Below are 23,043 nucleotides of genomic sequence, written 5' to 3'. Positions count from 1 at the left end.
GCCGGCGAACAATTTTCGGCGCCGGCCCGCCGGAGGCGGCCGCTGCCCGGTGACCGGACCGAACCGCCGGTCACCGGGTTCATGGCGGGGACGTCAGCCGGCGGGCGTGCCGAACCAGCGGGACAGGTGGCCGTCCAGGTCCCGCTGGTCGTCGCCGATCCAGGCGACGTGGCCGTCCGGGCGCAGCAGGACGCACGGGACGTCGAGGGCCGCCGTGGGATCGGCGAGGTGGTCGACCCGGTCCGACCAGCCGCCGGGGGTCAGGCGTTCGGTGCGGTCCAGCAGCAGGCCGCGGCCGCGGCGCAGCAGGTCGTAGAGGCGGCCGTGTTTCACGTCGATGTCGCGCAGGCGGCGGCCGACCAGGTCGGGGCCCGCGCCGAAGTCGTAGCGGACGCCGATCGCGGTGATCTTCTCGATCAGGTGGCGGTTCACCTCGTCGAAGTCCATCAGCTCGGTGAGCAGCCTGCGCACGGCCCGCGGGCCCGGTTCGGCGGACAGCAGCTCCGTCTGGGCGCGGGTGTTGTCCAGCACGTCCGCCGCGACCGGCCGGCGTTCGGCCTGGTAGGTGTCCAGGAGCGGGTCCGGCGCCCAGCCGCGGATCTGCGCGGCCAGCTTCCAGCCGAGGTTGACGGCGTCCTGAACGCCCAGGTTCAGGCCCTGCCCGCCGATGGGCGGGTGGATGTGCGCCGCGTCGCCGGCCAGCAGCACCCGCCCGGCCCGGTACCGCTCGGCCAGGCGGGTGGCGTCCCCGAAGCGGGACAACCAGCGCGGGGAGTGCACGCCGAAGTCTGTTCCGGCGACGGCGCGCAGCTGCCGCCTGAACTCGTCGAGGGTGGGCGGTTCGGCGCGGTCGCCGGGCTCGGCCGCGGGCACGACGACGCTGTAGACCCCCTGGCCGAAGGGCCGGAGCCAGAACGGCTGAGGCTTCTCGCGCAGCCCGGCCACCGTGGCGGCGATCTCCTCCTGCGGTACGCCCGCCTCCATCTCGCCCATGAGCGTCCCGTTCCGGGATGGTTCGCCCGGGAAGCCGACGCCGAGCAGTTTGCGCACCGTGCTGCGCCCGCCGTCGCAGCCGACGAGGTAGCGGGCGCGCACCCGTTCCCCGTCGGCCAGTTCGACGGTGACGCCCTCGTCGTCCTGGTCGAGACCGGTCACCTCGTGGCCGCGCCGGACGTGCGCGCCCAGGTCGAGCGCGTGCTCCTCGAGCAGCCGCTCGATGACCGGCTGCGGGATGCCCACCATGTAGGCGTGCGCGGAATCCAGGCTCTTGGGCGCGGGCTTGTCGATGGCGGCGAAGAAACCGGCGGCCGGACGCTGTCGTCCGTGCTGGAGCACGCGCTCCAGCAGGCCGCGCATCGCCATCAGTTCGAGGCTGCGAACGTGCAGACCGACGATGCGGACGAACGACTTGGGCTCGGTCTCCCTCTCCAGGACGAGGACCCGTACGTCGTGCAGCCGCAGTTCGGCGGCGAGCATCGCGCCGGTCGGCCCGCACCCGGCGATGACCACGTCGTAGGCGAGGGGCGCTGCGGTGGGCTGCGAAGCATGCATGGTTGTTGCCTTTCGGGAGTGCCTGCTGGCGCGGCGCTCCCGGCGACACCTGCCTCAGTCGCCGACCGTGACCCCCAAGGGGAGCACCCATGTCGTTGCTGTGTCCACGGGTACCACCTCCTCGATCTCTCGCACGGCCACCGGCAAACTAACAGCGGCCGCCGCGGCCCGCCAACAGGTTTTCCGGCAGGCTCCCCGGGGCGGCAGGCGGCCGGATCTCAGGACGGCGCCCGGTAGCGGGTGGCGAGGGCGGTCGCGCGGGTGTGCAGGGAGTCGCGCAACCATTGCGGGGACAGGGCCTCGGCGTCCGTGCCGAGCTGCCACAACGCCCAGACGGCGTGCCGGTCGTCCTGGAACGTCACCTCCAGCCGCAGCAGGCCGTCGGCGTCGGCCTCCTCGGCGAGGACGGCCAGCGCGGTGCCCAGCAGCTCCTCCCGCCGCCTCGGGGCCGTCCGCACCAGCACGGTGACCTGGTCGCCGCCGGTGCGGAACCGGGTGCTGCGCTCCTGCCAGGCCCGGTCCAGGTCGACCCGGTCGGGCCGCTGCGCGGGTTCGGCGAGCGCCCTGGCGGCCTGGACGCGCGACAGCCGGTAGGTGCGGTCGGCCCCGGACCTGGTGGCCAGCAGGTAGCCCCGGTGGCGGATGGTGACCAGGCCGATCGGGTCGACCGTCCGCCACTCGGGCGCCCCGCCGAAGGGCGCGTAGTGGATCTCCAGCTTGCGTCCGGCGAAGACCGCGCGCAGGACCTCGGCCGCCACGGCGTCGGGCACCTCCTCGGCGGCCGGACGGCGGGACAGCAGGTCGGTCTCCGGGTCGATGAGCAGCCGCTCGGCCGCCCCGGCCGCGGTGTCCCGGTAGTTGTCGGGGAGCGCGTCGACCACCTTGAGCATCGCCGAGGCGAGCGCCGAGCCGAGGCCGAACGCCTGCGCGCCGCGCCGCGACCCGGCGACCAGCAGGGCGAGCGCCTCGTCGGGGTTGAGGCCGGTGAGCTCGGTCCGGAAGCCGGGCAGCAACGCGAAGCCGCCGTGCCGGCCGCGTTCGGCGTAGACCGGGACGCCCGCCGCGGACAGCGCCTCGATGTCGCGCAGCACCGTGCGGGTGGACACCTCCAGCTCGCGGGCGAGGGTGGCCGCCGACAGCCGTCCGTGCTGCCGAAGCAGCAGCACCAGGGAGACCAGGCGGTCGGCACGCATGCGAAAACCCTATCGAGATACACGACACAGGATGTCGTGATTCGTTGGGAGGCTGATCACCATGACGTCGAAGAACGTGACATCGAACGGAGCTGACATGACACTGGAACGAACGGCGATCAACCCGGTCACCTGGTCGGTCGAGATGGGGTTCAACCAGGGCGAGCTGGTCTCCGGGCAGACCCGCACCCTGTACTGCTCGGGCCAGACCGCGACGGGCGACGACGGCACGCCCCGGCATGACGGTGACCTGGCGGCGCAGCTGGCGTTGAGCCTCGACAACCTGGAGGCCGTCCTCGGGAAGGCCGGCATGTCGTTGACGGACCTCGTCCGGCTCAACGTCTACACCACCGACGTGGACCTGCTCTTCCAGCATTACGGCGTGCTGGCGGCGCGGCTGGGGGCCGCCGGGGCGGCGCCGGCCACCACGATGCTCGGCGTGACGCGGCTGGCGATCCCCACCTTGATGGTCGAGCTGGAGGGCACCGCGGTCGCCTGACGCGACCGCGCCGCGCTCCTCCGCTTTCCTGGCCCACCCGTGCGAACTGACCAAGAGAACCATTTTGGTCAGTTCGTTCGCTAGCATGCTCATGGAAGCTTATGAAAGGAGTGCGCCATGACGAATGCGGGCAGGACGACCGGCCGGGCGCTGGTGGTCGGGCTGGGGATCGCCGGCATCGCCACCGCCTTGCGGCTGCGCCAGATCGGCTGGGAGCCGGTGATGGTGGAACGGGCACCCGCCCGCCGCTCCGGCGGCTACTTCATCATGCTGTTCGGCGCCGGCATCGCCTCGGCCGGGCGGTTGGGCGTGCTGGAGGGCATCGGCGACCGCAGCGGCCCCCATGTCACCAGCTACGAGGTGGACCGGGCGGGGCGCCGGCGTCCCGGGATGAACCCGTCCCTCCTCCCCGGCGGCCCCCGGCCGCTGCTGCGCGGCGACGTGGAGCGCGGCCTGTTCGCGGCGCTGCCGGACGACGTGGAGATCCGCTACTCCACCGTCCCCGCCCGCATCACCCAGGACGAGGCGGCGGCGGAGGTGACGCTGCACGACACCGCGTCCGGCGCCATCGTGACCGAGCGCTTCGACCTGGTGATCGGCACGGACGGCCTGCGCTCGACGGTGCGCCGGCTGGTCTTCGGTCCCGACGAGGACCACCTGCACCCGATGGGCTACATGGTCGGCGCCACCGTGCTGGACGGCCCGGTCGACGGCTTCGGCCTGCACGAGGGGCTGGTCCTGGCCGAGCCGGGCCGCTCGGTGTGGGCCTTCCCGTTCGCCGACCACGCCCCGAGCGTGCTGTTCTCCTACCGCACCGCCGACGCCGACGCCGAGTTCCGCCGCCCGCCGGTCGCCTCCATCCGCGCCGCCTTCGGCCCCGAACCGACCGGCCCCCTGCTGGAGGGGCTGCTGACCCGCTACGAGCAGGCGCCCGACGCGCTGTTCGACTCGGTGCAGCAGGTCAGGATGCCGCGCTGGCACCGCGGTCGGGTCGTCCTGGTCGGCGACGCCGCCTGGTGCGTCACCCTGTACGCGGGCATGGGCGCCTCCAGCGGCATGGCCGGCGGCGAGCTGCTGGGCACCATGGTGCAACGCCACCCCGGCGACCTGCCCGGGGCGTTGCGAACCTGGGAGGCGCGGATGCGGCCGTTCGTCCACCTGCAGCAGCAGAGCGCGCTGCCCGGACGGCGCATCTTCACCCCGCACGACCGTAAGGAGCAGGTGCTGAGAGCTGGGATGATGCGCCTGATGCGGATGCCGGGCGTCGGCAGGGCCATGGGCAGGAGAATGCTCAACAACAAGGACATGCGGGCCAAGAACCTCGACGTCGCCGCCCTCTGACGCACCACCGAACATCCTGCCCCACGACCCGGAGGACAGCGCAGTGAGCCGCCTGATCGAACACCACTCGCACAAAGCCGCCCGCATTCTGGACAGCGCCCGCGAGCTGGTGGCCGACCACGGCGTGCGGAAGGTCACCGTCAGCGAGATCGCCGCGGCGGCCGGGGTCGGCAAGGGCACCGTCTACCTGTACTGGCCCACCAAGGAGGACCTCATCCTCGGCCTGTTCGCCCGGGAACTGCTGGCCTTCCTGGAGGCGGTCATCGCCCGCATCACCGCCGACCCCGCCGCCGTGCTGCCGCGCCACCTGGCTCCGCTGCTGATCCGCACCGGGCTGAGCTCCCCGCTGGCCCGCCGCCTCGCCACCAAGGACGCCGACCTGGTGCGGCTGCTCACCGAGCAGACGGGCGACCGCGACCTGTTCGACCGCACCCGGCCCAGCGCGATGTGCCAGGCGGTCATGCCGGTCCTGCGCCGGCACGGGCTGCTCCGCCAGGACCGCCCGCTGGCCGACCAGTCCTACGCCATGCACGCCCTGCTCACCGGCTTCGGCACCGCCATGTCCGTCCCGGACTCCGCGCCGCCCAGTGCCGGCGACCCCGCGGACGTCCTCGCCGACGCCGTGGCCCTGCTCCTCGAACCGGCGATCGTCCCCGCCGGCCAGGCCGTCACCGCGGCCGCCGACGACACCGCCGCCGCCTTCCGCGAGACCAGGAACGCCGTCCTGGACATCATCGACCGCACCCAGACCGCCGACGACGCCCCCGGCCGGCGGTAGCGGGCGCGGGGGCGTCGTCGGGGTCGTTCAGCGGGCGGCGGGCCGGTAGGCGCCGCCGCGCTGCCGGTTGATGACGGCGAAGCGATTGGTGGCGTTGATGAGCGCGATGAACGCCACCAGGGCGGCGAGCTGGTCGTCGTCGTAGTGCTCGGCGGCGTTCGCCCAGGCCTCGTCGGTGACGCCGCCGGCGCCGTCGGCGATGCGGGTGCCCTGCTCGGTCAGCTCCAGGGCGGCCCGCTCGGCGTCGGTGAACACCGTCGACTCGCGCCACGTGGCCACCAGGTTCAGGCGCGTGAGGGTCTCACCGGCGTGCGCGGCGTTCGTGCCGTGGACGTCGGTGGCGTAGCCGTCGCCGTTGATCTGGCTCGCGCGCAGCATCACCAGGTTCTGGGTCGTGGCCGGCAACGCCGACTCCTGGATGAGCACCGGGGCCACTGCGCCGTAGTGTCCCAGGGCCTTGGCGACGACCGGGCTGCCGAAGAGGTTGAGGCGGGTCTCCATGATGTGCTCCCTTGCTTCTCAGTGGTTCGACCAAGAGATGCCGGAGACCCGCGTCCTGTGACAGCTGAACTTGTGACGTGCGCCACACCCGCGCGGGCCGTCAGCCAGGAGCGGGCTGGGTGCGCCGGGCGTAGGCGCGGGCGGCGCGGGCGCGGTCGCCGCACCGCGTGGAGCACCAGTGGCGGCGGCCGTGCCGCAGCAGGTAGCGGTTGCAGGGCGGAGATCCGCAGCCGGTGAGGCGGTCGGCGTCGGGGCCGGTGAGCAGGTCGGCCGTGTTGGCGGCCAGGGTGGCGAGGGCGCGATCGAGGATCTCGTTGGTGGGGCACGGCGTCGCGCGGTAGGGGCCGTTCTTCTCGTCCCAGTACAGCAGGGCGGCGGTGGGGGCCTTGCTCAGCGCGTCGTTGACGGCGGACAGAGCCGTGGGTAGGACGGGCAGCCCCGCGACCCGCGCGCTGAACAACGCCCTGACGTGCTCGCGCAGCGAGCGCAGCTGTGTCGCGCACATCTCCTGCACCCCGGCGTCGGCCGGCGCGAGGCCGCGTTCGGTGAGCCAGCGATTCGTCGCCGCGGGCGTGCCGAGCAGGTCGACGAACTGGCCTCCGGGCAGCGCGACGGCGCTGTTGACGAAGTCGAGGGCGAGGTAGTCCGCCGCCCCCGGCGCGGGCGGCAGCACGGACTCGGCGGTCGGCGTCTCGCTCATGTGTCTCATGGTACGGCTTGCGCTCGTCCGTGAGACACCGTTACCGTCATCACGGATAAACCACTTCCCATCCGTGAGGAATTCGCATGGCCAACTTCGGCGCGCCCATCGAGCAGATCCCCGTCCGCGTCCTGGGCGGTCCCACCGCCCTGTTCGAGTACGGCGGCCTGCGCTTCCTGACCGACCCCACCTTCGACGCCCCCGGCGACTACCACGTGCCGGGCGGCCGGCTGACCAAGACGGCTCCCCCGTCCGCCACGCCCGCCGACCTCGGCCGCATCGACGTGGTCCTGCTCTCCCACGACGAGCACCCCGACAACCTGGACCACGCGGGCCGCGCACTGCTGGCCGACGTCCCGCTCACGCTCACCACGCCCGGAGGCGGGCAGCGCCTGGGCGGCACGGCCAGGGGCCTGGCCGACTGGGAGTCGATCGAGCTGGACCGCCGCGACGGCGGCACGATCACCGTCACCGGCGTGCCCGCCGTGCACGGCCCCGGCCCGCGCGAGGAGGTCGAACCGATCACCGGCCAGGTCGTCGGGTTCGTCCTGACCGGCGAGGGCCTGCCCACGGTCTACGTCAGCGGCGACAACGCCTCGCTGGACGCGGTCCGGCAGATCGCCGGCCGGTTCGGCCCGGTGGACACCGCCGTGCTCTTCGCCGGCGGGCCCCGGTTCTCCGTGCTGTTCGACGGGCGGCTGATCGTGCTCGACAGCGCGCAGGCCGTGCAGGCGGCCGGGATCCTCGGCGCCCGCCGGGTGGTGCCCGTGCACTACGACAGCTGGGCCCACTTCACCGAGGGCCGCGACGACCTGGTGGCCGCCTTCACCGCCGGCGGCCTGCTCGACCGCCTGGACCTGGGCGACCGAGGCTGACCGCGCCTGCGCACCCGGGCCACGCCGTCGATGCAACCCCTCTCCGAAAGAGCTCTCTCGTGACGACCAACGTGCCCGTCCGGGCAGACGACGTCCCGCGCGTCGAGGCGCAGCGCCGCTCCCTGCTCGTCCTGGTCATCGCCCAGGTCCTCAGCGGCGTCGGGCTGGCGGCCGGCGTGACCGTGGGCGCGCTGCTCGCCCAGGACATGCTCGGCTCCACCGGCCTGGCCGGGCTGCCCAGTGCCGTGGGCACCGCCGGCTCCGCCCTGGCGGCCGTCGCCGTCGGGCGCCTCTCCCAGGCCCGCGGCCGCCGCCCCGGCCTCGCCCTGGGGTATCTCGCCGGTGCCGTCGGCAGCGGCGGCGTCATCGTCGCCGCCGTCGCCGGCCACCCCGTCCTGCTGTTCCTCTCACTCTTCCTGTACGGCGCCGGCACCGCCACGAACCTCCAGGCCCGCTACGCCGGAGCCGACCTGGCCGCCCCCGCACGCCGGGCGGGCGCGGTGTCCACCGTGCTGGTCGCCACCACCCTGGGCGGCGTGGCCGGACCCAACCTCGCCGCGCCCACCGGCAGCCTCGCGGCCGTCCTCGGCATCCCGTACCTGGCCGGGCCGTTCCTGCTCGCCGGTGTCGCCTACGCGCTGGCCGCCGTGGTCCTGGCCGTCTGGCTGCGCCCCGACCCGCTGCTGCTGGCCCGCGCACTCGAAGCCGACCCACCCCCCACTGCCGATCCCACCGCCGCGCCGGCCGCCGCGCGGCGCCGCCCCGGCGTGCCGGCCGGTGCGCTGGTCATGGTGCTCACCCAGGTCGTCATGGTCGCGATCATGACCATGACGCCGGTCCACATGCACGACAGCGGCTCCGGCGCCGCCGCGTCCGGCCTGGTCATCGCGATCCACATCGGCGCGATGTACCTGCCCTCGCCGTTGACCGGCCGGCTCGTGGACCGTCACGGCCCGCTCGCGGTCGCCGCCGCCTCCGGGCTGGTCCTGCTGGCCGCCGGAACGCTCGCCGCCGTCGCGCCCGACGACTCCGTCGCCGCGTACGCGGTGGCCCTCGCGCTGCTGGGGCTGGGCTGGAACCTCGGCCTCGTCACCGGCACGGCGATCATCACCGACGCCGTCCCACTGACCACCCGGGCCAGGACGCAGGGCTGGGTCGACGTCTCCATCGCGATCGCCGGCGCCGCCGGCGGCATGGCCTCGGGCCTCGTCGTCGCCGTCGCCGGTTACCCGCTCCTCGCCGTCGGCGGCGGCGTGCTGGCGCTGGCCATCGTGCCGGTGGCCGTCAAGGCCGCGCGCGACCGGTGATGGTTGACGTTCAACTGGCGGCGGGAGCGCCCGCCCACCTCGTCAGGGCGTCGGTGAGGCCGGAGACGTCGGTGACGGAACCGGCCCAGCAGACGTAGCCGTCGGGCCGTACCAGGACGGCGTCCGCCCTGAGCTCCGCCTGCGCGTGCACCCGGCCGATCCTGGCCGACCACGGCTCGGCGGCCCGCGCGAACGCCGCCTCGTCGGCGGTCGTCAGCAGCAGGCCGCGTCCGTCGCGCAGCAGCGGGGCCACCCGGCCGGGCCCGGACGACGTCACCAGGTCGAGGTCGGGGACGCGGCGTCCCAGCAGGTGGTGGCGTGGGCCGGGCAGGTCGTAGCGGACGTCCAGCCCCGAGATCATGCCGGCGACGATCCGGTTGGCCTCGGGCACCCGTACGAGCTGCTCGACGATGTCGCGCAGGGCCAGGTTCTCCTCCTCGGGCACGATCAGCACCGCCTGCGCCCGGGTGTTGGCCAGCACGCGCGCGGCCACCGGATGCCGTTCGGCGTGGTAGCTGTCGAGCAGCCCCTCGTGCGCCCATCCGCCGATCTCGGCCGCCAGCTTCCAGCCCAGGTTGAACGCGTCCTGCAGCCCGAGGTTGAGTCCCTGCCCGCCCATGGGCGAGTGGATGTGCGCGGCGTCCCCGGCGAGCAGCACCCGGCCGTGGCGGTACCGCTCGACCTGCCGCGAGGCGTCGGTGAACCGGGACGCCCACCGGACGCCCGTCAGCCGGACCCCCGGGCCGAACTCGTTGCGCAGCGCCCGCTGCACCTCCTCCTCGGTGATCGGGGTGTCGCGGGACAACGCCTGCTGCTCGGCCCCGTAGAACAGGAACCGGTGCACGCCATCGCCGATGGGCGCGATGTAGCCCTTGCCGGTCTTGTCGGGCGTCATGACGGGCAGCGTCCAGGTCTCCGGCACGGCGCCGTCCGGGTCGGAGATCGTGATGTCGGCGACCACCGAGAGCAGCTTGCCGTCCAGGCCGGGAAAGCCGACGCCCAGCAGCTCCCGGACGGTGCTGCGACCGCCGTCGCAGCCCACCAGGTAGCGCGCGGTGAGCCGCGACTCGCCGTCCGCGGGCCCGCGCAGGGTCGCCTCGACCCCGTCGGCGTCCTGCGACAGCGCGGTGACCTCGTGCCCGCGCAGCACCCGGACGCCCAGCTCGCCGAGCCGCTCCTCCAGCAGCGCCTCGACGCGCCCCTGGGGGATGCCGATCGAGTACGGATGCCGGGTGTCCCAGGCGGTGTAATCCAGTCGCAGCCCGGCGAAATGCCCGCCGGGCACCCGCTGGATCGCCCGGTCCATGAGGGGGTCGAGGAGGCCGCGTAACTCCAGCGCCTCCGCGGAGCGGGGCTGGATGCCGAGCGCCTTGGACTGCCCGCTGCGCCGGGGAAGCCGTTCGACGACCACAGCCGCAGCCCCTGCGAGGCCCAGCTCTGCGGCGAGCATGAGCCCGGTCGGCCCGGCTCCGACGACGATCACATCGACGTTCATCACGGATGCTCCGTTCGACAGGGATCGGCGATGAGGTCGCCGACCGCTGCGCCGACGGTAACGGCGCGGGTGCCGGTTCCCGCAACGATAGTGCCCGACGTCAGCGGGAGGACCGAGGTGCTAGGCTGCCGTCCGTTCGGTGCCGGATCTGTGTGGAAGGGAGGTGAGGTTCGATGACCGCGGTGAAGACCGCTGCCCCGTGCAGCGCCCGGACCGACCTCACGTCCCGGGCCCCGGTCTGACCCACTTCCTCTCCCTGCCCTGAGTCAGGCGGGGTGACGTCCACGTCTCGTCGGGGCCCCTTCTCCGCAAGGGTCTCACGTTGTCACACACGTATACCGATCCATCCGGCCTGTCCCGGTACGGGTGGACCGGCGCACTCGACCGAACCTTCACCGAACACTACGAAGCGCTGCTGCCGCGGCACAGCGCGATCGTGCGTTCGTCAGCGTCCAGGGACGCGGCCAAGCTGGAACGGCTGCTCGCCCCGGCCTGGGAGAGCGGGGCGCAGCCGATGATCGTCCTGACCAAGGCGGACTTGGCCAGGTCTTCGCCGAGATCGAAGAGCGCGCCGCGTTCTGCCGTTTCGCCGACTGCGCCCACGACACCGAGCCGGGCTGCGCGACGAGCGCGTCAACCACAAGAAGGGCATCACCGCTCACCTGCGCACCACCTACAGGTTCCGGGACCGGCAGTCATGACCGGCCGCATCCCCCGTCCGTCCGTTCCGTCCACCACGAACACCGGCCAGGTCCCGCATCCGCAGAAGGACAAGGAGACGAACCCGATCATGACCTCTTCCTGGATCACCCGCCCCGAGAACGCCGCCGACACCGCCGCCGTCCGCGAGATCAACCTCGCGGCCTTCCCCGGCCCGCACGAGGCCGACCTCGTCGAGGCGCTGCGGGCCGACCCGCAGGCGTGGCTGCCCGGCCTGGCCTGGCTGGCCGAGGCTCCCGGCGGCGAGCTCGCCGGATACGCGCTGCTCACCCGCTGCCACGTCGGCGACTCCCCCGCCGTCGCGTTGGGCCCGTGCGCCGTCCGGCCCGGACACCAGCGACAGGGCGCGGGTTCCGCCGCCATCCGCGCCGCCCTGCAGGCGGCCCGTGAGCAGGGCGAGAACCTGGTGGTCGTGCTCGGTCACGCCGAGTACTACCCGCGGTTCGGCTTCACCCCGGCCTCCGGGTTCGGCATCCGGCCACCGTTCGAGGTCGAGGACAAGTACATGATGGCCCTCGCCCTCGACCCCGAGCGGCCGGTCCCGAACGGCGTCATCCGCTACGCGGCGGCGTTCGGCGTCTGATCGCGCGTTCCTCGCCCGCGGCGTACGGCCCTCAGCACGGCTGGGGGCCGTACGGCCGAGCATGTCGAAATTCCCTCCGGCACGGACGTCGAGACCGGCGCCGCCGCTCCGACTCCCCTGTGACCGGCTCCCAGCAGGGGAGCCGCCGACGGCAGGGAGTCGACATGGGGACGCTGGAGAACAAGAACGCCCTGGTGACCGGCGGATCGCGGGGAATCGGACGGGCGATCGTGGTGCGGCTGGCCCGCGAGGGCGCGGCGGTGCTGTTCACCTACCACCGCGACCAGGCGGCGGCCGAAGCGGTGGTGGCCGAGGTGGCGGCCTTCGGCGGGCGGGCGATCGCCGTACGGGCGGACCAGGGGCGCCTGGAAGACCTCAAGCACCTCTTCGGCGAGGTCGACCGGCGCCTGGGCGGTCTGGACGTGGTGGTCAACAACGCGGCGATCAACCCGATGGGAGACATCCGCGACGCCGTCGAGAGCGACTTCGACGAGGTGATGGCGGTCAACGCCAAGGGCCCGTTCTTCGTCATGCAGGCCGCCGCGGAAAGGCTCGGTGACGGCGGACGGATCGTCAACATCTCCTCCAGCGGCGCGGCGCCCGGCCTGGCCCTGTACTTCGCCAGCAAAGCGGCGCTGGAGTCGATCACCGCGGTCGCGGCCCGCGAGTTCGGTCCCAGGGGCATCACGGTCAACAGCGTCTCCCCCGGCGCCACCGACACGGACATGATGCGCGCCGCCGCCGGTGAGCACCTGGAGCAGGCCATCGAGCACACCGTGGCCCTGACGCCGCTGCAACGGCTGGGACGTCCGGAGGACATCGCCAACGTCGTCGCCTTCCTGGCCGGGCCCGACGCCCAATGGGTCACCGGCCAGAACCTGCGCGTCTCCGGCGGCCTGGTGATCTGACCGGCGGCGGCGAGCCGTTCCGCCGGGGCGTCGCGTCAAGCAGTGGGTTCCAGGGACTCGTCGAACGGTTCCAGAGGGCGGGCGCCGAGCACGCACCCGGCCGGCACGTACGGCAGGCACGCCTGCACCCCGGCGACCTCCTCCTCGCCGATCGACCAGTCCATGGCGGCCGGGCCCGCGCCCAGCAGGACCGCCTCCATGAAGTCGTTCCAGCGTCCGTACGAGCTGAGCAGGACCAGGTCGTCCGGCACGTCCAGGTCCAGGACGACGTAACGGGCGTACTCCTCCTCGGTCTGCGGGCAGAGCAGGGCCTCGGCGGTCACGGCCACCGTGGCGTCGCGGGTGTCCGGGCCGGGCCACGCCCACACCGGCGGACGGCCCCGGCAGTCGAGGCCCCGCCTGGCCATCTCCCCCACCATCGCCTCGTACACCGGCCGGTACGACGGGATCGGCAGGCGGGCCCAGTCGCCGGCCAGATCGCCGCCGGTCTCCAGGGTGGCCAGGACCGCCCGGTGCTGCACCGTCCACAAACGCATCCGACGATTGTGGCAGGACCGGCCGCCGCGACCGGGTGTATCGCGGGCGTATCGAAAAACGCATACCTCACGGCAACAGCCGTCCCCCTTGACTGTGGGGCATGGAAAGGGAGAAGGCTTCGGCCGATGACGGGAGATGGGACCGGCGTTCGCTGTTCCGGGGGGCCGCCGTGCTGGCCGGCGCCGCCGCGGCGGCACCGCTGCTGGACGGGGCGGCCATGGCGCTGGCCGACGGCGGCGACGCCGACGCGCTGTTCAAGGCAGGGAAGTTCGAGCAGGCCGGCCGCGCGTACGAGGAGATCCTGAAGAAGGACCCCGGTAACCTGCACGCGGCCCGCCGGCGCGGGTATGTCGCGCTGCTGTCCAACCGGTTCCCCGAAGCCGAGAAATACCTCAAGACGGCCGTCCGCCTGGCGCCCGGAGACAAGGAGGCCAACGAGCTCCTGGGCGACTGCTACATCCGGCAGGACAAGTTCGCCCTCTCCGTTCCGTGCTGGAAGGCGGCCGGCGCGGAGGACTACGCCACGTGGTTCGCGGCGATCAGCGGGGAGGCGTACCAGGTCAAGGGTGACGTCGGCCGGGTGCGGTTCCTGCAGATGGACCCGCGGCCGCTGGTGGAGGCCTCGGTCAACGGCGGACCGGCGAAGCGCTTCACGTTCTACACCGGCGCCCCGAACCTGAGCCTGACCGCGTCGGCGGCCAAGGAGGCCGGGCTGAAGGCCGTCGTCAGCCAGAAGACCGACTTCGAGGGCACGCCCATCTGGGTGCACTACGGGGTGCTGGACTCCTTCAGGCTGGGCGGCATCGAACTGCGCAACGTCCCCGTCGGCTGGTCGTCGACGGAGTCGGGCGCGGACGTCGGCGCCGAGGGCGACGGCGACGGCCTGATCGGCACGTGGGTCTTCTACCACCTGCTGACCACGTTCGACTACGCGGGCCGGCACCTCATCCTGCGCCCCCGCACCCCCGAGACGGCCAGGAAGGCCCGCGCCGCGGCCGCGCGCGCGGGCGCCGAGCCGCTGCCGATGTGGCTGTCCCGTGACCACGACGTGCACAGCGTGGGCAGCATCGCGGGGTCCGGCCCGCGGGTGGTGGGCGTGAACCTCGGCGGGGTCGGCGAGATCGCCGCGGGCATGCCCGAAGAGGTGGCCAGACGTCTGGGGGTCCGGGTCGACCTCGACCGCCCGATCGAGACGTTCGCCCACAGCCACCCGACCATCACCCACCCCTGCTATCCGGAGGAGATCCGGCTCGGCGACGCCGTCGCGCAGCGGGTCTACTGCGAGGCGGACCCGAACATGCCGGTCAACGTGCCCTGGCCCTACGGGTCGGGCTTCGACGGGATCGGCCACTTCGCCCACTGCTTCTTCAAGCCCTACAACCTCACCCTCGACTTCACCGACATGAAGCTCTACATCGTCCGCGGCAAGGCCGCCTGATCATCCTGGCCGCAGCCGGTCGCGGCGGCGGGTCAGCGAGGCGGTCTCGGCGGTGTTGCCGGCCAGCTCGATGGCCCTGTCGTAGGCGGCGCGCGCCTCCTGACCGCGGCCCAGCCGGCGCAGCAGGTCGGCGCGGGTGGCGTGGTAGGCGTGGTATCCGGCCAGCCTGTCCCCGAGCCGGTCGACGGCCGCCAGCGCCACCTCGGGCCCGTCGAGCTCGGCGACCGCGACGGCCCGGTTGAGCGCGACGATCGGCGAGGGGTCCAGGCGGACGAGCTGGTCGTACAGGGCGAGCACCTGCGACCAGTCGGTGTCGCGCATGTGGCGGGCGGAGGTGTGCACGGCGTTGATCGCCGCGAGGATCTGGTAGCGGCCCGGCGCCACCCCTGCGGCGGCCGCGGCCAGGCGCTCGCGCACCAGCCGGTGGCCCTCGGCGATCAGCGCCGCGTCCCAGACCCCGCGGTCCTGCTCGTCGAGCGCGACCAGCTCGCCGCCGGCCGAGACCCGGGCGGGACGGCGGGCCTCGATGAGCAGCATCAGCGCCAGCAGCCCGGTCACCTCGCCGTCGTCCGGCAGGAGGGCGCGGATCAGGCGGGTGAGCCGGATCGCCTCGGCGGTCAGCTCGTGCCGTACGGGATCGGTGCCCGGGCCGGTGGCCAGGTAGCCCTCGTTGAAGACCAGGAACAGCACGGCGAGCACGCCGGACACGCGCGCCGGGAGATCGTCGGCGGACGGCACCCGATAGGGGATGCGCGCCGCCTTGATCTTGGCCTTCGCGCGGGTGATCCGCTGTCCCACGGCGCTCTCCTGGGCCAGGAAGGCGCGGGCGATCTCGGGCATGGTCAGCCCGGCGACCAGGCGCAGCGTCAGCGCCACGCGGGACTCCATCGCCAGCGCCGGATGACAGCAGGTGAAGATCAGCCGGAGCCGGTCGTCGTCGATGGCGCCGGCAGGCTCGGGCGGGTCGTCGTGGGACATCTGAGCCTTCCTGTGCTTGTCGTCGCGCTTGCTCTCGCGCCGGATCCGGTCGATGGCCTTGCGGTTGGCGGTGGTGGTCAGCCAGGCGCCCGGGTTGGGCGGCACGCCGTCGGCCGGCCACCGCTCGACGGCGGTCGCGAACGCCTCGGCGGCCGCCTCCTCGGCGAGGTCGAGGTCACCGAAGCGCCTGGTCAGGGCGGCGACCACCCGGGCCCACTCCGCGCGGTGGGCCCGGGTGACCGCCTCGCGGGAGTCGGTCACAGGAACGGTCGCACCTCGACCTTGCGGTTGCAGTGCTTCGACCCGTCGGCGGCGAGCCGGAGCGCCACGTCGAGGTCGGGGGCCTCGATGATCCAGAAGCCGGCGAGGTACTCCTTGGACTCCAGAAAGGGCCCGTCGGTGACCATCGCCTCCGCGCCCCGGTTGTCGATGACGGTGGCCGTGGCGGGCGCGGCGAGGCCGCCGGCGAAGACCCAGTGGCCCTGGGTCCGGAGGCGGTCGTTGAACACGTCGATCGCCGCGTGCTCCTCCGGGGTGGCCGAATTGGTCCTGTCGTCGATCACTGAGATCAGGTATTGCATGTGCAGATCGTCTCCTATGGGGTCAAGGCTGCGGGCGGCATTCAGGCCGCCTGTGGCGCCGCCCCTTGTGGGCGGCCTCACCCCTGCTACGAACGCCGCCGCCGTGATCCGACACCGCCCGCCGGACCTCTTGTACGTACTTTTACCTGGAACGCCGACGGCGGGACGCCCGATCATCTGGTGTGCTCCTCAGCAACCGTGCCGTCTTCGCCAGCTCCGACCTCGACGAGGTCCGCGGCGAGGTCGCCAAGGTGTTCTGCCCGCACCGGCTGGACCTGGCCGGGGACGCGGACCTGCTGTCGGCCCGGTTCAACTCCGTGCAGCTCGGCTCGGTCCGCGTCAGCTACCTCGACTACGGGGCCGACGTGCACATCGAGCCGGGCGACCTCGACACGTTCTTCCTGGTCATGATCCCGCTCGCCGGACGCAGCCTGATCCGCGCCGGCGACGAGGAGGTCGTCTCCTCCCCGTCCCTGGCCACGCTGCCCTCGCCGACCCGCCACCTCGACATGCGGTGGGCCGCCGGTTGCCCGCAGTTGCTGGTCAAGTTCGAGCGCACGGCGATCGAACGCGCGCTGGAGCAGATGCTCGGCGAGCCGCTCGCCGGCCCGGTCGTCTTCGACCTCGGCATGGACCTGACGACGGGCTGGACCCGCTCCTGGCGCGACATGGCCGACCTGCTGGTCAGGGAGGCCGAGCGGGACGACGGGCTGGCCGGCCACCCGCTGGCCGTCGCCCATCTGGAGAACGCCCTGATCACCCTGCTGCTGACCATGCAGCCCTCCAACTACCTGGACCGGCTGACCGCTCCCAGGCCGCCTGCGCTGCCGAAGGTGGTGCGCCGGGCGATGGAGTTCATCGAAGGGCACGCCCACCTGCCGCTGAGCACCACGGACATCGCCGGCGCCGTCGCGGTCAGCAGCCGCTCCCTGCAGGAGGGTTTCCGCGCGCATCTCGGGCTGTCCCCGATGGCCCACCTCAGGCAGGTGCGGCTGACGCGCGTGCACGACGAGCTCAGGACGGCCGACCCCGCCAGGGCCACGGTGACCACGGTGGCCGCCCGATGGGGATTCCTGCACCAGGGACGATTCGCCGCCCAGTACCGGGAGAGGTACGGGCAGCCGCCGTCGGAGACGTTGCGCACAGGTCCCGCGTCAGGCGGATGAGATCCGCGCTCAGCGGATGGCACGGGCGCACGCGCCGCCCGTACCGTTCTGGTCAGGCGCCGACCTGATCCTCCACACCACACCAGAAGGACAACCACCATGCGCGACATCCTCATCGTCGGCGCCGGCCAGGCCGGTCTCCACCTGGCCATCGGCCTGCTCCAGCACGGCTACGACGTGACCGTGGTCTCCAACCGCACCCCCGAGTCCATCCGCGACGGCCGGGTGATGTCCGGCCAGGCCATGTTCGGCACCGCGCAGGCCCACGAGCGCGAGCTCGGCCTCGACCGGTGGGCCGACGTCTGCCCGCCCATCGAGGGCATCGCGCTCACGGTCCCGGGCCCCGAGGGCGGCAAGGCCCTGGACTGGGCGGCGCGGCTGGACGTCCCCGCCCGCTCGGTCGACCAGCGGCTGAAGATGCCGGCCTGGCTGGGCGAGTTCGAGCGGCTCGGCGGCAAGCTCGTCCTGCACGACGCCACCCCCGACGACCTGGAGAGCTACGCGGCCCGGTACGACCTGGTCCTGGTCGCCGCGGGCAAGGGCCAGATCGCCTCGCTCTTCGAACGCGACCCCGCCCGCTCCCCCTACGCCATCCCGCAGCGCGCGCTGGCCGTCACCTACGTCAACGGCCTGGCCCCCCGTCCCGGTCACTCGGCGGTCTGCTTCAACCTGCTGCCCGGCGTGGGCGAGTACTTCGTCTTCCCCGCGCTCACGCACACCGGCCCCTGCGAGATCATGGTGTTCGAGGGCGTGCCGGGCGGCCCCATGGACTGCTGGGGCGACGTCCGCGGCCCCGCCGAGCACCTGGCCCGCAGCCGCCGGATCCTGGAGACCTTCTTCCCGTGGGAGGCCGAGCGCTGCGCCGCCATCGAGCTCACCGACGCCAACGCGGTGCTGACCGGCCGCTTCGCCCCCACCGTCCGGCGTCCGGTGGCCGTGCTGCCCTCCGGCGCGCCGGTGCTCGGCGTCGCCGACGTCGTGGTGCTCAACGACCCGATCACCGGGCAGGGCAGCAACAACGCGGCCAAGTGCGCCGCCACCTACCTGCGGGCCATCGTGGAACGCGGCGACCGGCCGTTCGACGCCGACTGGATGCGGCAGACCTTCGACCTGTTCTGGACGCAGGCCCAGCACGTCACGAACTGGACCAACGCCCTGCTCGCACCGGCCGAGCCGCACCACCTGGCGCTGCTGGGCGCCGCCGGTCAGCGTCCGGAGATCGCCTCCCGGTTCGTCAACGGCTTCGACGACCCGGCCGACTACGCCGATTGGTTCATGGACGCCGGCCGTGCCGAGACCTATCTGGGCAGGGTGACGGCATGAGGTCGCTCCGCGAGGCCTTCGGGCAGTTCGCGACCGGGGTGGCGGTGATCACGACGGTGACCGCCGACGGGGAGCGGGCCGGCGTGACCGTCAACTCCCTCACCTCGGTCTCGCTCGATCCGGCGCTGCTGCTGTGGTGCCTGTCGAACCGGGCGCCCAGCGCGCCGCTCTTCCTGCGGGCCGGGCGGTTCGCCGTCAACGTCCTGGCCGCCGACCAGGGCCACCTGTCCAGCCGCTTCGCCACCCCCGCGGCCGACAAGTTCGCCGGGGTGGAGCTGCTGGGCACGCCGCTGCCCATCCTCGCCGGGACGCTGGCCAGCTTCGTCTGCCGCACCGAGCGCGTCCACGACGGCGGCGACCACCACATCCTCGTCGGAGCGGTGGAACGGTACCAGCGGGCCGGGGGCGAGCCGCTCGTCTTCCACTCCGGCCGCTACCGGGAGTTCTGGCCCGAGATGAACGCCGTCGAGGGCCGGCGGCCGGGACCGGTCCGCCGCCCGGAGGACCGGTACGCCCGGCAGGCCGGCGGCTAAGGGCGCGAGCCGTGCCAGGAGTTCCACAACCCCTGATAGACCCCGCCGGCCGCGACCAGCTCGTCGTGCGCGCCGAACTCCACGACGCGGCCGGCCTCCATCACCACCACCCGATCCGCGTCCCGCGCCGTGTGCAGCCGGTGCGCGATCGCGATCACCGTACGTCCGTCCAGCACCGCCGCCAGCGACCGTTCGGCGCGCCGGGCCGTACGCGGGTCGAGCATGGCGGTGGCCTCGTCGAGGATGACGGTGTGCGGGTCGGCCAGGATGACCCGGGCCAGGGCGAGCTGCAGCAGCGCCCCGCCCACGGCGACCGCGGCGAGCAGGTCGATCGTCCCGCCGGCGGAGATGGTGTCGATGATGCGGCCCAGCAGCCACGGGCTGACCAGGGCCGCGGCCGCCGCCAGGCCGTTGAGGAGCAGAGTGGCGGTGAACCCGGGGACGTCGCGGCGGATCAGGCGCAGGGCCGCCTACCGTACGCGCCTGCGGTCGGCGACGGGGAGGTCGCGGCTCACGACACCACCGTCCCGTACTCGTCGCTGGATTCCAGCAGGTCGCGGTGGATGCCGGTGGCGGCCACCCGGCCGTCCTCGATCAGGAGGACCTGGTCGGCCTGGGCGAGCAGCAGCGGCGACGTGGTGGCGACGACCGTCGTGCGGCCGGCGCGCGCCGTGCGAAGGCGCTGGGCGAGCAGCGATTCGGTGTGCGCGTCCAGCGCGGAGGTGGGGTCCACCGCGAGCAGCAGCTCGGGATCGGCCACCAGCGCCCTGGCCAGGCGCACCCGCTGACGCTGGCCGCCCGACAGGTTGCGGCCGCCCGGCTCGATCACGGAGTCCAGGCCGTGGCGCAGCCCGGCGACCACGTCCTGGGCGGCGGCGACGGCGACCGCGCGACGGATGGTCTCGTCGTCGGCCTCGCCCCGGCCCTGCAGGACCTCGCGCAGCGTGCCGGTGAACAGCGCGGCGTCGTGGTCGGCGATCAACGACGTGCCGTCGAAGCCGCCGAGGCTCTCCAGCAGCGCCACGCTCTCCTCGGGACGGGCGCTGACCAGCAGGCGCGCCTGTTCAGGTCCGCGCCGAGCGTGTTGATCTGCTCCACCAGGGCGCGCACCGTGCGGAAGTTGGCGTCCATCCGGATCTTGGTCATCGTACGGTGCCGCATCATCGCCAGCCAGGCGTTGACCAGCCCGGCGCCGAGCAGCGCCAGCACCCAGCCGGGCGCCAGGTCGTCGTCGATCGCCCTCGACAGCAGGTACGGCGGGAGCGTGAGGCCCACCGTCCACAGGGTGCCGAGCGTCGCGCCCAAGGCGACCCGGCCCTTCTGTGCCCACGCCAACCAGCACAAATACCGAGCAGCCGCCTTCACGGCGATCACGCTGGACCATGGCCGGACCGGCCTGGCGGCGGGGTTCCTCCGTGGCGCCGCGGTCGCTTCGGGGCTTTGAGGACGCCCTGGTTCAGCCCCGTGCGACGCCGAAGGGCGGCAGGTCGATCAGGTGCAGAACGGCTGCGGGCGGGAAGTCCGGCCACGAGTTCGGCGGATCCTGGGTCAGGTTGCGCAGGTGCCTGTCGATGAAGCGCTGGGTGTCGCGCAGCACCCTGGCCGTGGTGGCGGCGTCGATGACGCCGTCCCGCAGCGCGTCGGCGAGCTCGTCGAGGTCCAGGACCTCGTAGCGGGGTCCGGCCGGGGGCACGACGATGTCCACGTAGAGGTCGCGGACCGTCAGCTGCTTCGGGCTCGCCTCCTCCACCTCGACCAGGTCGACGTACCAACCGCCTTCGAGTGCGTCCACGAAGGTGACCGGCCTCCGGATCTGCACCCCTTCGTCGGCGATCACGAAGCAGCGATCGGTCGTGGGACGGCCGGGAACCCGCCATGGGGGAAGGATCTCGACGTCGTAGGCCACGATGTTGTCGCCGGTTCGGACACCGGAGCACCATTGCCTGGTGCGGTGGTGGACACGTACCTCTTCGAGAGTCACGAACCGCAGTATGACCGCGCCGGGAGGCCAGGGCTGCTCTGGCTGATGCCGTCACCGCTGATCGACGGGTTCCTGCGGGGCGTGGGCGGCGTCGAGGCGTTCGAACGGGCCTGGGCCGTCGTGCGGTTTCGGCGCGGCGCCGAGGTGGCGGACGCGCAGCTCGTCCATGAGCTGCTCGACGAACGCCGGGCCCTCGTCCCGCATGGCCTGCTGCCGGTTCCGGAGGTCTTCGCTGCCCGGACGCCAGTCGAGGCCCCAGTTGCCGAGGGCGTAGATGATCGGAAGGGTCCGGATGCCGGCTTCGGTGAGGCTGTAGCGGGCGCGCTGGCCCCGGGCGGCGGTGCCGCGGGTGAGGATGCCCGCCTCGACGAGCCGCACGAGGCGGTCGGCGAGGATGTTCGAGGCGATGCCCTCGATCGATCCGGTGAGCAGCGCCCGGAAGTGGCGGCGGTCGTGGAAGATGACGTCGCGCAGCACGAGCAACGTCCAGCGATCTCCGAGCACCTCGACGGCGGCGTTGATCGGGCATCCGGACCGTGGTTCCACGATTCCTCTCCTCCTTGACAGGGTTTTCGCTCCCCCTATAGTAATTGCAAATTGCAATCACTTTTTCCGAGGAGAAGCTGATGGGTCGCTTCGTCTATTCGATGCAGGTGTCCCTCGACCTGCGGATCGAGCAGGTTCCGGGGGACGCCGGCGCCGGCGAATGGCTGCGTCTCGACGAGGAACTGCACCGCGCGGCCAACGCGCAGATGCAGGAGCTCGCGCTCATGGTCCACGGCCGGGTCTACTACGAGGTCATGGAGGAGTACTGGCCACAGGCGAGCGCGGACGCGTCGTTGCCGGACTACATGCGTGAGTACGGCGAGATGTGGACCGCCAAGCCCAAGATGCTCGTCTCCCGCACGCGCCGCGACGCCGCCCACAACACCCGGATCATCGGCGGCGACGACGCGATCGAGCAGCTCGCCGCCCTGCGCGCCGAGACCGACGGCAGCATCAGCGTGGGCGGCGCGACGCTCGCGACGCAGCTGCTCCGGGCGGGGCTGCTGGACGAGTTGCTGCTCTTCACCCACCCCGCGATCCTCGGCTTCGGCAGGCCGCTGTTCGACGACTACGACCTGCCGATCGACCTCGACCTGCTGGCGCGGCAAACCTTCGAACAGGGCGTCACGATGCATCACTACGCCGTCCGGGACGTGAAGGAGGCGAGCTCGTGCTGAGGCAGGTCGCGGAGGGCGTGTGGGTCCACGAGAGCGAGTTCGTGCAGAGCAACGCCGTCGCGGTGCGGGGCCGCGCCGGGGTGCTGCTCATCGACCCCGGGGTGACCGGCGCCGAGCTCGACTGCCTCGCCCACGACCTCGACGAATTGCGCCAGCCCGTGGTGGCCGGGTTTTCCACGCATCCGGACTGGGATCACCTGCTCTGGCACGCCCGGCTCGGCGAGGCGCCCCGTTACGGCACGGCGCGCTGCGCGGCCACCGTCCGCGAGCAGCTGCCGGACGACGCCGCGAAGGCCCGCGTCGCCGACCACCTGCTGGAGACGGAGATCGCCGGCCAGGTACCCATGGACCTGCTCGGCCTCATCACCGGCCTGCCCGCCGGAACCACCCAGATCCCTTGGGACGGCCCCGAGATCCGGATCATCGAGCATCAAGCACACGCCCCCGGCCACGCGGCGTTGTTGATCGAGGAACGCGGGGTGCTCGTCGCCGGCGACATGCTGTCCGACGTCCTGGTTCCGATGCTCGACCTCGACGGCACCGCCGACCCGATCGAGGACTACCTCACCGCGCTCCGGCTGCTGGAGGACGTGGCGGGTGGCGTCGACGTCGTCGTCCCCGGTCATGGTTCCGTCGGCGGGGCCGACCAGGTGAAGGCGCGGATCGCGCAGGATCGGGCGTACGTGCTCGCGTTGCGGGACGGCCACGTCTCCGCCGATCCGCGGATCGGCCCGTCGGCCAAGCCAGGCTGGGAGTGGGTGAGCAGTGTGCACGAAGGGCAGCTCCAGCGCCTCGCCGGAAGAAACGGGCGCGACGGGACGTCCCGCTAGCG

At 72.8% G+C, this 23,043-nt stretch carries 26 protein-coding genes and 1 pseudogene; 13 read left to right on the top strand and 14 right to left on the bottom strand.

The annotated features are described in order from the left end of the window. Positions 1-93: 93 nt before the first annotated feature. Positions 94-1,551, bottom strand: a complete 1,458-nt coding sequence (gene rox / locus ABT158_RS39785; RefSeq protein WP_352362660.1) for a rifampin monooxygenase — start codon at positions 1,549-1,551, stop codon at positions 94-96. A 218-nt stretch (positions 1,552-1,769) separates the two neighbouring features. After that, a complete protein-coding gene (locus tag ABT158_RS39780; RefSeq protein ID WP_352362658.1) occupies positions 1,770-2,744 on the bottom strand; it encodes a helix-turn-helix transcriptional regulator in 975 nt (324 codons plus the stop codon). 103 nt (positions 2,745-2,847) lie between these two features. Between ABT158_RS39780 and ABT158_RS39775 the strand changes: the two genes are divergently transcribed. From ABT158_RS39775 to ABT158_RS39765, 3 genes are all read left to right on the top strand, one after another. After that, positions 2,848-3,243, top strand: a complete 396-nt coding sequence (locus tag ABT158_RS39775; protein WP_352362696.1) for a RidA family protein — start codon at positions 2,848-2,850, stop codon at positions 3,241-3,243. A gap of 117 nt (positions 3,244-3,360) precedes the next feature. Then, entirely contained in the window at positions 3,361-4,584 is a 1,224-nt protein-coding gene (locus ABT158_RS39770; RefSeq protein ID WP_352362656.1) for an FAD-dependent monooxygenase, read from the top strand. 43 nt (positions 4,585-4,627) lie between these two features. Next, positions 4,628-5,362, top strand: a complete 735-nt coding sequence (locus ABT158_RS39765; protein WP_352362654.1) for a TetR/AcrR family transcriptional regulator — start codon at positions 4,628-4,630, stop codon at positions 5,360-5,362. A 27-nt stretch (positions 5,363-5,389) separates the two neighbouring features. Here the strand turns inward: ABT158_RS39765 and ABT158_RS39760 are convergent, their stop codons facing one another. Together ABT158_RS39760 and ABT158_RS39755 are read right to left on the bottom strand one after the other, a co-directional pair. Further along, positions 5,390-5,863, bottom strand: coding sequence for a carboxymuconolactone decarboxylase family protein (locus ABT158_RS39760; protein ID WP_352362652.1), 474 nt, complete (start codon positions 5,861-5,863; stop codon positions 5,390-5,392). Positions 5,864-5,963: 100 nt separating this feature from the next. Beyond that, a complete protein-coding gene (locus ABT158_RS39755) occupies positions 5,964-6,563 on the bottom strand; it encodes a CGNR zinc finger domain-containing protein (RefSeq protein ID WP_352362650.1) in 600 nt (199 codons plus the stop codon). Between the two features lie 86 nt (positions 6,564-6,649). Here ABT158_RS39755 and ABT158_RS39750 point away from each other — a divergent pair, with 86 nt between their 5' ends. Next, positions 6,650-7,438: an MBL fold metallo-hydrolase gene (locus tag ABT158_RS39750; RefSeq protein ID WP_352362648.1), complete on the top strand. Its 789-nt coding sequence runs from the start codon at positions 6,650-6,652 to the stop codon at positions 7,436-7,438. 59 nt (positions 7,439-7,497) lie between these two features. After that, on the top strand, positions 7,498-8,745 hold the full coding sequence (locus tag ABT158_RS39745; RefSeq protein ID WP_352362646.1) for an MFS transporter: 1,248 nt from the start codon (positions 7,498-7,500) through the stop codon (positions 8,743-8,745). Positions 8,746-8,755: 10 nt separating this feature from the next. Here ABT158_RS39745 and ABT158_RS39740 read toward each other — a convergent pair whose 3' ends face one another. Together ABT158_RS39740 and ABT158_RS39735 are read right to left on the bottom strand one after the other, a co-directional pair. Then, complete coding sequence (locus ABT158_RS39740; RefSeq protein WP_352362644.1) at positions 8,756-10,240, bottom strand: FAD-dependent monooxygenase; 1,485 nt, start codon at positions 10,238-10,240, stop codon at positions 8,756-8,758. Positions 10,241-10,642: 402 nt separating this feature from the next. Then, positions 10,643-10,843, bottom strand: coding sequence for a hypothetical protein (locus ABT158_RS39735; protein WP_352362642.1), 201 nt, complete (start codon positions 10,841-10,843; stop codon positions 10,643-10,645). 187 nt (positions 10,844-11,030) lie between these two features. On the opposite strand from ABT158_RS39735, the gene ABT158_RS39730 reads away from it, so the two are divergent. Then, entirely contained in the window at positions 11,031-11,543 is a 513-nt protein-coding gene (locus ABT158_RS39730) for a GNAT family N-acetyltransferase (RefSeq protein WP_352362694.1), read from the top strand. Positions 11,544-11,707: 164 nt separating this feature from the next. Beyond that, positions 11,708-12,451: a glucose 1-dehydrogenase gene (locus ABT158_RS39725; RefSeq protein WP_352362640.1), complete on the top strand. Its 744-nt coding sequence runs from the start codon at positions 11,708-11,710 to the stop codon at positions 12,449-12,451. Between the two features lie 35 nt (positions 12,452-12,486). Here ABT158_RS39725 and ABT158_RS39720 read toward each other — a convergent pair whose 3' ends face one another. Beyond that, positions 12,487-12,987: a hypothetical protein gene (locus ABT158_RS39720; protein ID WP_352362638.1), complete on the bottom strand. Its 501-nt coding sequence runs from the start codon at positions 12,985-12,987 to the stop codon at positions 12,487-12,489. Between the two features lie 101 nt (positions 12,988-13,088). On the opposite strand from ABT158_RS39720, the gene ABT158_RS39715 reads away from it, so the two are divergent. Beyond that, the gene (locus ABT158_RS39715; protein ID WP_352362636.1) at positions 13,089-14,426 is read left to right on the top strand and encodes a tetratricopeptide repeat protein; all 1,338 of its coding nucleotides are present in this window, start codon (positions 13,089-13,091) and stop codon (positions 14,424-14,426) included. On the opposite strand, the gene ABT158_RS39710 is transcribed toward ABT158_RS39715, so the two are convergent. Then, on the bottom strand, positions 14,427-15,665 hold the full coding sequence (locus tag ABT158_RS39710; RefSeq protein ID WP_352362634.1) for an RNA polymerase sigma factor: 1,239 nt from the start codon (positions 15,663-15,665) through the stop codon (positions 14,427-14,429). Beyond that, a complete protein-coding gene (locus ABT158_RS39705; RefSeq protein ID WP_352362633.1) occupies positions 15,662-15,985 on the bottom strand; it encodes a YciI family protein in 324 nt (107 codons plus the stop codon). The genes ABT158_RS39710 and ABT158_RS39705 overlap by 4 nt, the downstream gene beginning before the upstream one ends. 182 nt (positions 15,986-16,167) lie before the next feature. On the opposite strand from ABT158_RS39705, the gene ABT158_RS39700 reads away from it, so the two are divergent. From ABT158_RS39700 to ABT158_RS39690, 3 genes are all read left to right on the top strand, one after another. Continuing rightward, positions 16,168-17,151, top strand: coding sequence for an AraC family transcriptional regulator (locus ABT158_RS39700; RefSeq protein ID WP_352362631.1), 984 nt, complete (start codon positions 16,168-16,170; stop codon positions 17,149-17,151). Positions 17,152-17,250: 99 nt separating this feature from the next. Beyond that, the gene (locus tag ABT158_RS39695; protein WP_352362629.1) at positions 17,251-18,474 is read left to right on the top strand and encodes a styrene monooxygenase/indole monooxygenase family protein; all 1,224 of its coding nucleotides are present in this window, start codon (positions 17,251-17,253) and stop codon (positions 18,472-18,474) included. After that, positions 18,471-19,007, top strand: a complete 537-nt coding sequence (locus ABT158_RS39690; protein WP_352362627.1) for a flavin reductase family protein — start codon at positions 18,471-18,473, stop codon at positions 19,005-19,007. The genes ABT158_RS39695 and ABT158_RS39690 overlap by 4 nt, the downstream gene beginning before the upstream one ends. On the opposite strand, the pseudogene ABT158_RS39685 reads toward ABT158_RS39690, so the two are convergent. From ABT158_RS39685 to ABT158_RS39665, 5 genes and pseudogenes are all read right to left on the bottom strand, one after another. Continuing rightward, positions 19,004-19,324, bottom strand: a pseudogene (locus ABT158_RS39685) (ABC transporter ATP-binding protein); the annotation flags it as partial. The gene ABT158_RS39690 and the pseudogene ABT158_RS39685 overlap by 4 nt on opposite strands. A gap of 194 nt (positions 19,325-19,518) precedes the next feature. After that, positions 19,519-20,031, bottom strand: coding sequence for an ATP-binding cassette domain-containing protein (locus tag ABT158_RS39680; protein ID WP_352362625.1), 513 nt, complete (start codon positions 20,029-20,031; stop codon positions 19,519-19,521). Further along, positions 19,986-20,342, bottom strand: coding sequence for a hypothetical protein (locus ABT158_RS39675; RefSeq protein ID WP_352362623.1), 357 nt, complete (start codon positions 20,340-20,342; stop codon positions 19,986-19,988). Before ABT158_RS39675 ends, ABT158_RS39680 begins: the two co-directional genes overlap by 46 nt. A 121-nt stretch (positions 20,343-20,463) precedes the next feature. Then, positions 20,464-20,988, bottom strand: coding sequence for a DUF402 domain-containing protein (locus tag ABT158_RS39670; protein WP_352362621.1), 525 nt, complete (start codon positions 20,986-20,988; stop codon positions 20,464-20,466). Positions 20,989-21,039: 51 nt separating this feature from the next. Beyond that, entirely contained in the window at positions 21,040-21,534 is a 495-nt protein-coding gene (locus tag ABT158_RS39665; RefSeq protein WP_352362619.1) for a winged helix-turn-helix transcriptional regulator, read from the bottom strand. An 80-nt stretch (positions 21,535-21,614) separates the two neighbouring features. Between ABT158_RS39665 and ABT158_RS39660 the strand changes: the two genes are divergently transcribed. Together ABT158_RS39660 and ABT158_RS39655 are read left to right on the top strand one after the other, a co-directional pair. Further along, positions 21,615-22,211, top strand: a complete 597-nt coding sequence (locus ABT158_RS39660) for a dihydrofolate reductase family protein (RefSeq protein ID WP_352362617.1) — start codon at positions 21,615-21,617, stop codon at positions 22,209-22,211. After that, a complete protein-coding gene (locus ABT158_RS39655; protein ID WP_352362615.1) occupies positions 22,205-23,041 on the top strand; it encodes an MBL fold metallo-hydrolase in 837 nt (278 codons plus the stop codon). The genes ABT158_RS39660 and ABT158_RS39655 overlap by 7 nt, the downstream gene beginning before the upstream one ends. Positions 23,042-23,043: the final 2 nt, after the last annotated feature.

Source organism: Nonomuraea sp. NPDC001636 (assembly GCF_040298265.1).
In the GTDB taxonomy this organism is placed as follows: domain Bacteria; phylum Actinomycetota; class Actinomycetes; order Streptosporangiales; family Streptosporangiaceae; genus Nonomuraea.
Note: the sequence above shows the minus strand (reverse complement) of the source record. Positions and strands in the feature narration are given on the sequence as shown.

Bases quoted from the DNA above. Each gene is read 5' to 3' on its own strand.
- ABT158_RS39720 (WP_352362638.1), bottom strand. From the start codon at position 12,987: ATGCGTTTGTGGACGGTGCAGCACCGGGCGGTCCTGGCCACCCTGGAG.
- ABT158_RS39690 (WP_352362627.1), top strand. From the start codon at position 18,471: ATGAGGTCGCTCCGCGAGGCCTTCGGGCAGTTCGCGACCGGGGTGGCG.
- ABT158_RS39705 (WP_352362633.1), bottom strand. From the start codon at position 15,985: ATGCAATACCTGATCTCAGTGATCGACGACAGGACCAATTCGGCCACC.
- ABT158_RS39715 (WP_352362636.1), top strand. From the start codon at position 13,089: ATGGAAAGGGAGAAGGCTTCGGCCGATGACGGGAGATGGGACCGGCGT.
- ABT158_RS39725 (WP_352362640.1), top strand. From the start codon at position 11,708: ATGGGGACGCTGGAGAACAAGAACGCCCTGGTGACCGGCGGATCGCGG.
- ABT158_RS39660 (WP_352362617.1), top strand. From the start codon at position 21,615: ATGGGTCGCTTCGTCTATTCGATGCAGGTGTCCCTCGACCTGCGGATC.
- ABT158_RS39755 (WP_352362650.1), bottom strand. From the start codon at position 6,563: ATGAGCGAGACGCCGACCGCCGAGTCCGTGCTGCCGCCCGCGCCGGGG.
- ABT158_RS39770 (WP_352362656.1), top strand. From the start codon at position 3,361: ATGACGAATGCGGGCAGGACGACCGGCCGGGCGCTGGTGGTCGGGCTG.
- ABT158_RS39730 (WP_352362694.1), top strand. From the start codon at position 11,031: ATGACCTCTTCCTGGATCACCCGCCCCGAGAACGCCGCCGACACCGCC.
- ABT158_RS39780 (WP_352362658.1), bottom strand. From the start codon at position 2,744: ATGCGTGCCGACCGCCTGGTCTCCCTGGTGCTGCTGCTTCGGCAGCAC.
- ABT158_RS39695 (WP_352362629.1), top strand. From the start codon at position 17,251: ATGCGCGACATCCTCATCGTCGGCGCCGGCCAGGCCGGTCTCCACCTG.
- ABT158_RS39740 (WP_352362644.1), bottom strand. From the start codon at position 10,240: ATGAACGTCGATGTGATCGTCGTCGGAGCCGGGCCGACCGGGCTCATG.
- rox (WP_352362660.1), bottom strand. From the start codon at position 1,551: ATGCATGCTTCGCAGCCCACCGCAGCGCCCCTCGCCTACGACGTGGTC.
- ABT158_RS39750 (WP_352362648.1), top strand. From the start codon at position 6,650: ATGGCCAACTTCGGCGCGCCCATCGAGCAGATCCCCGTCCGCGTCCTG.
- ABT158_RS39760 (WP_352362652.1), bottom strand. From the start codon at position 5,863: ATGGAGACCCGCCTCAACCTCTTCGGCAGCCCGGTCGTCGCCAAGGCC.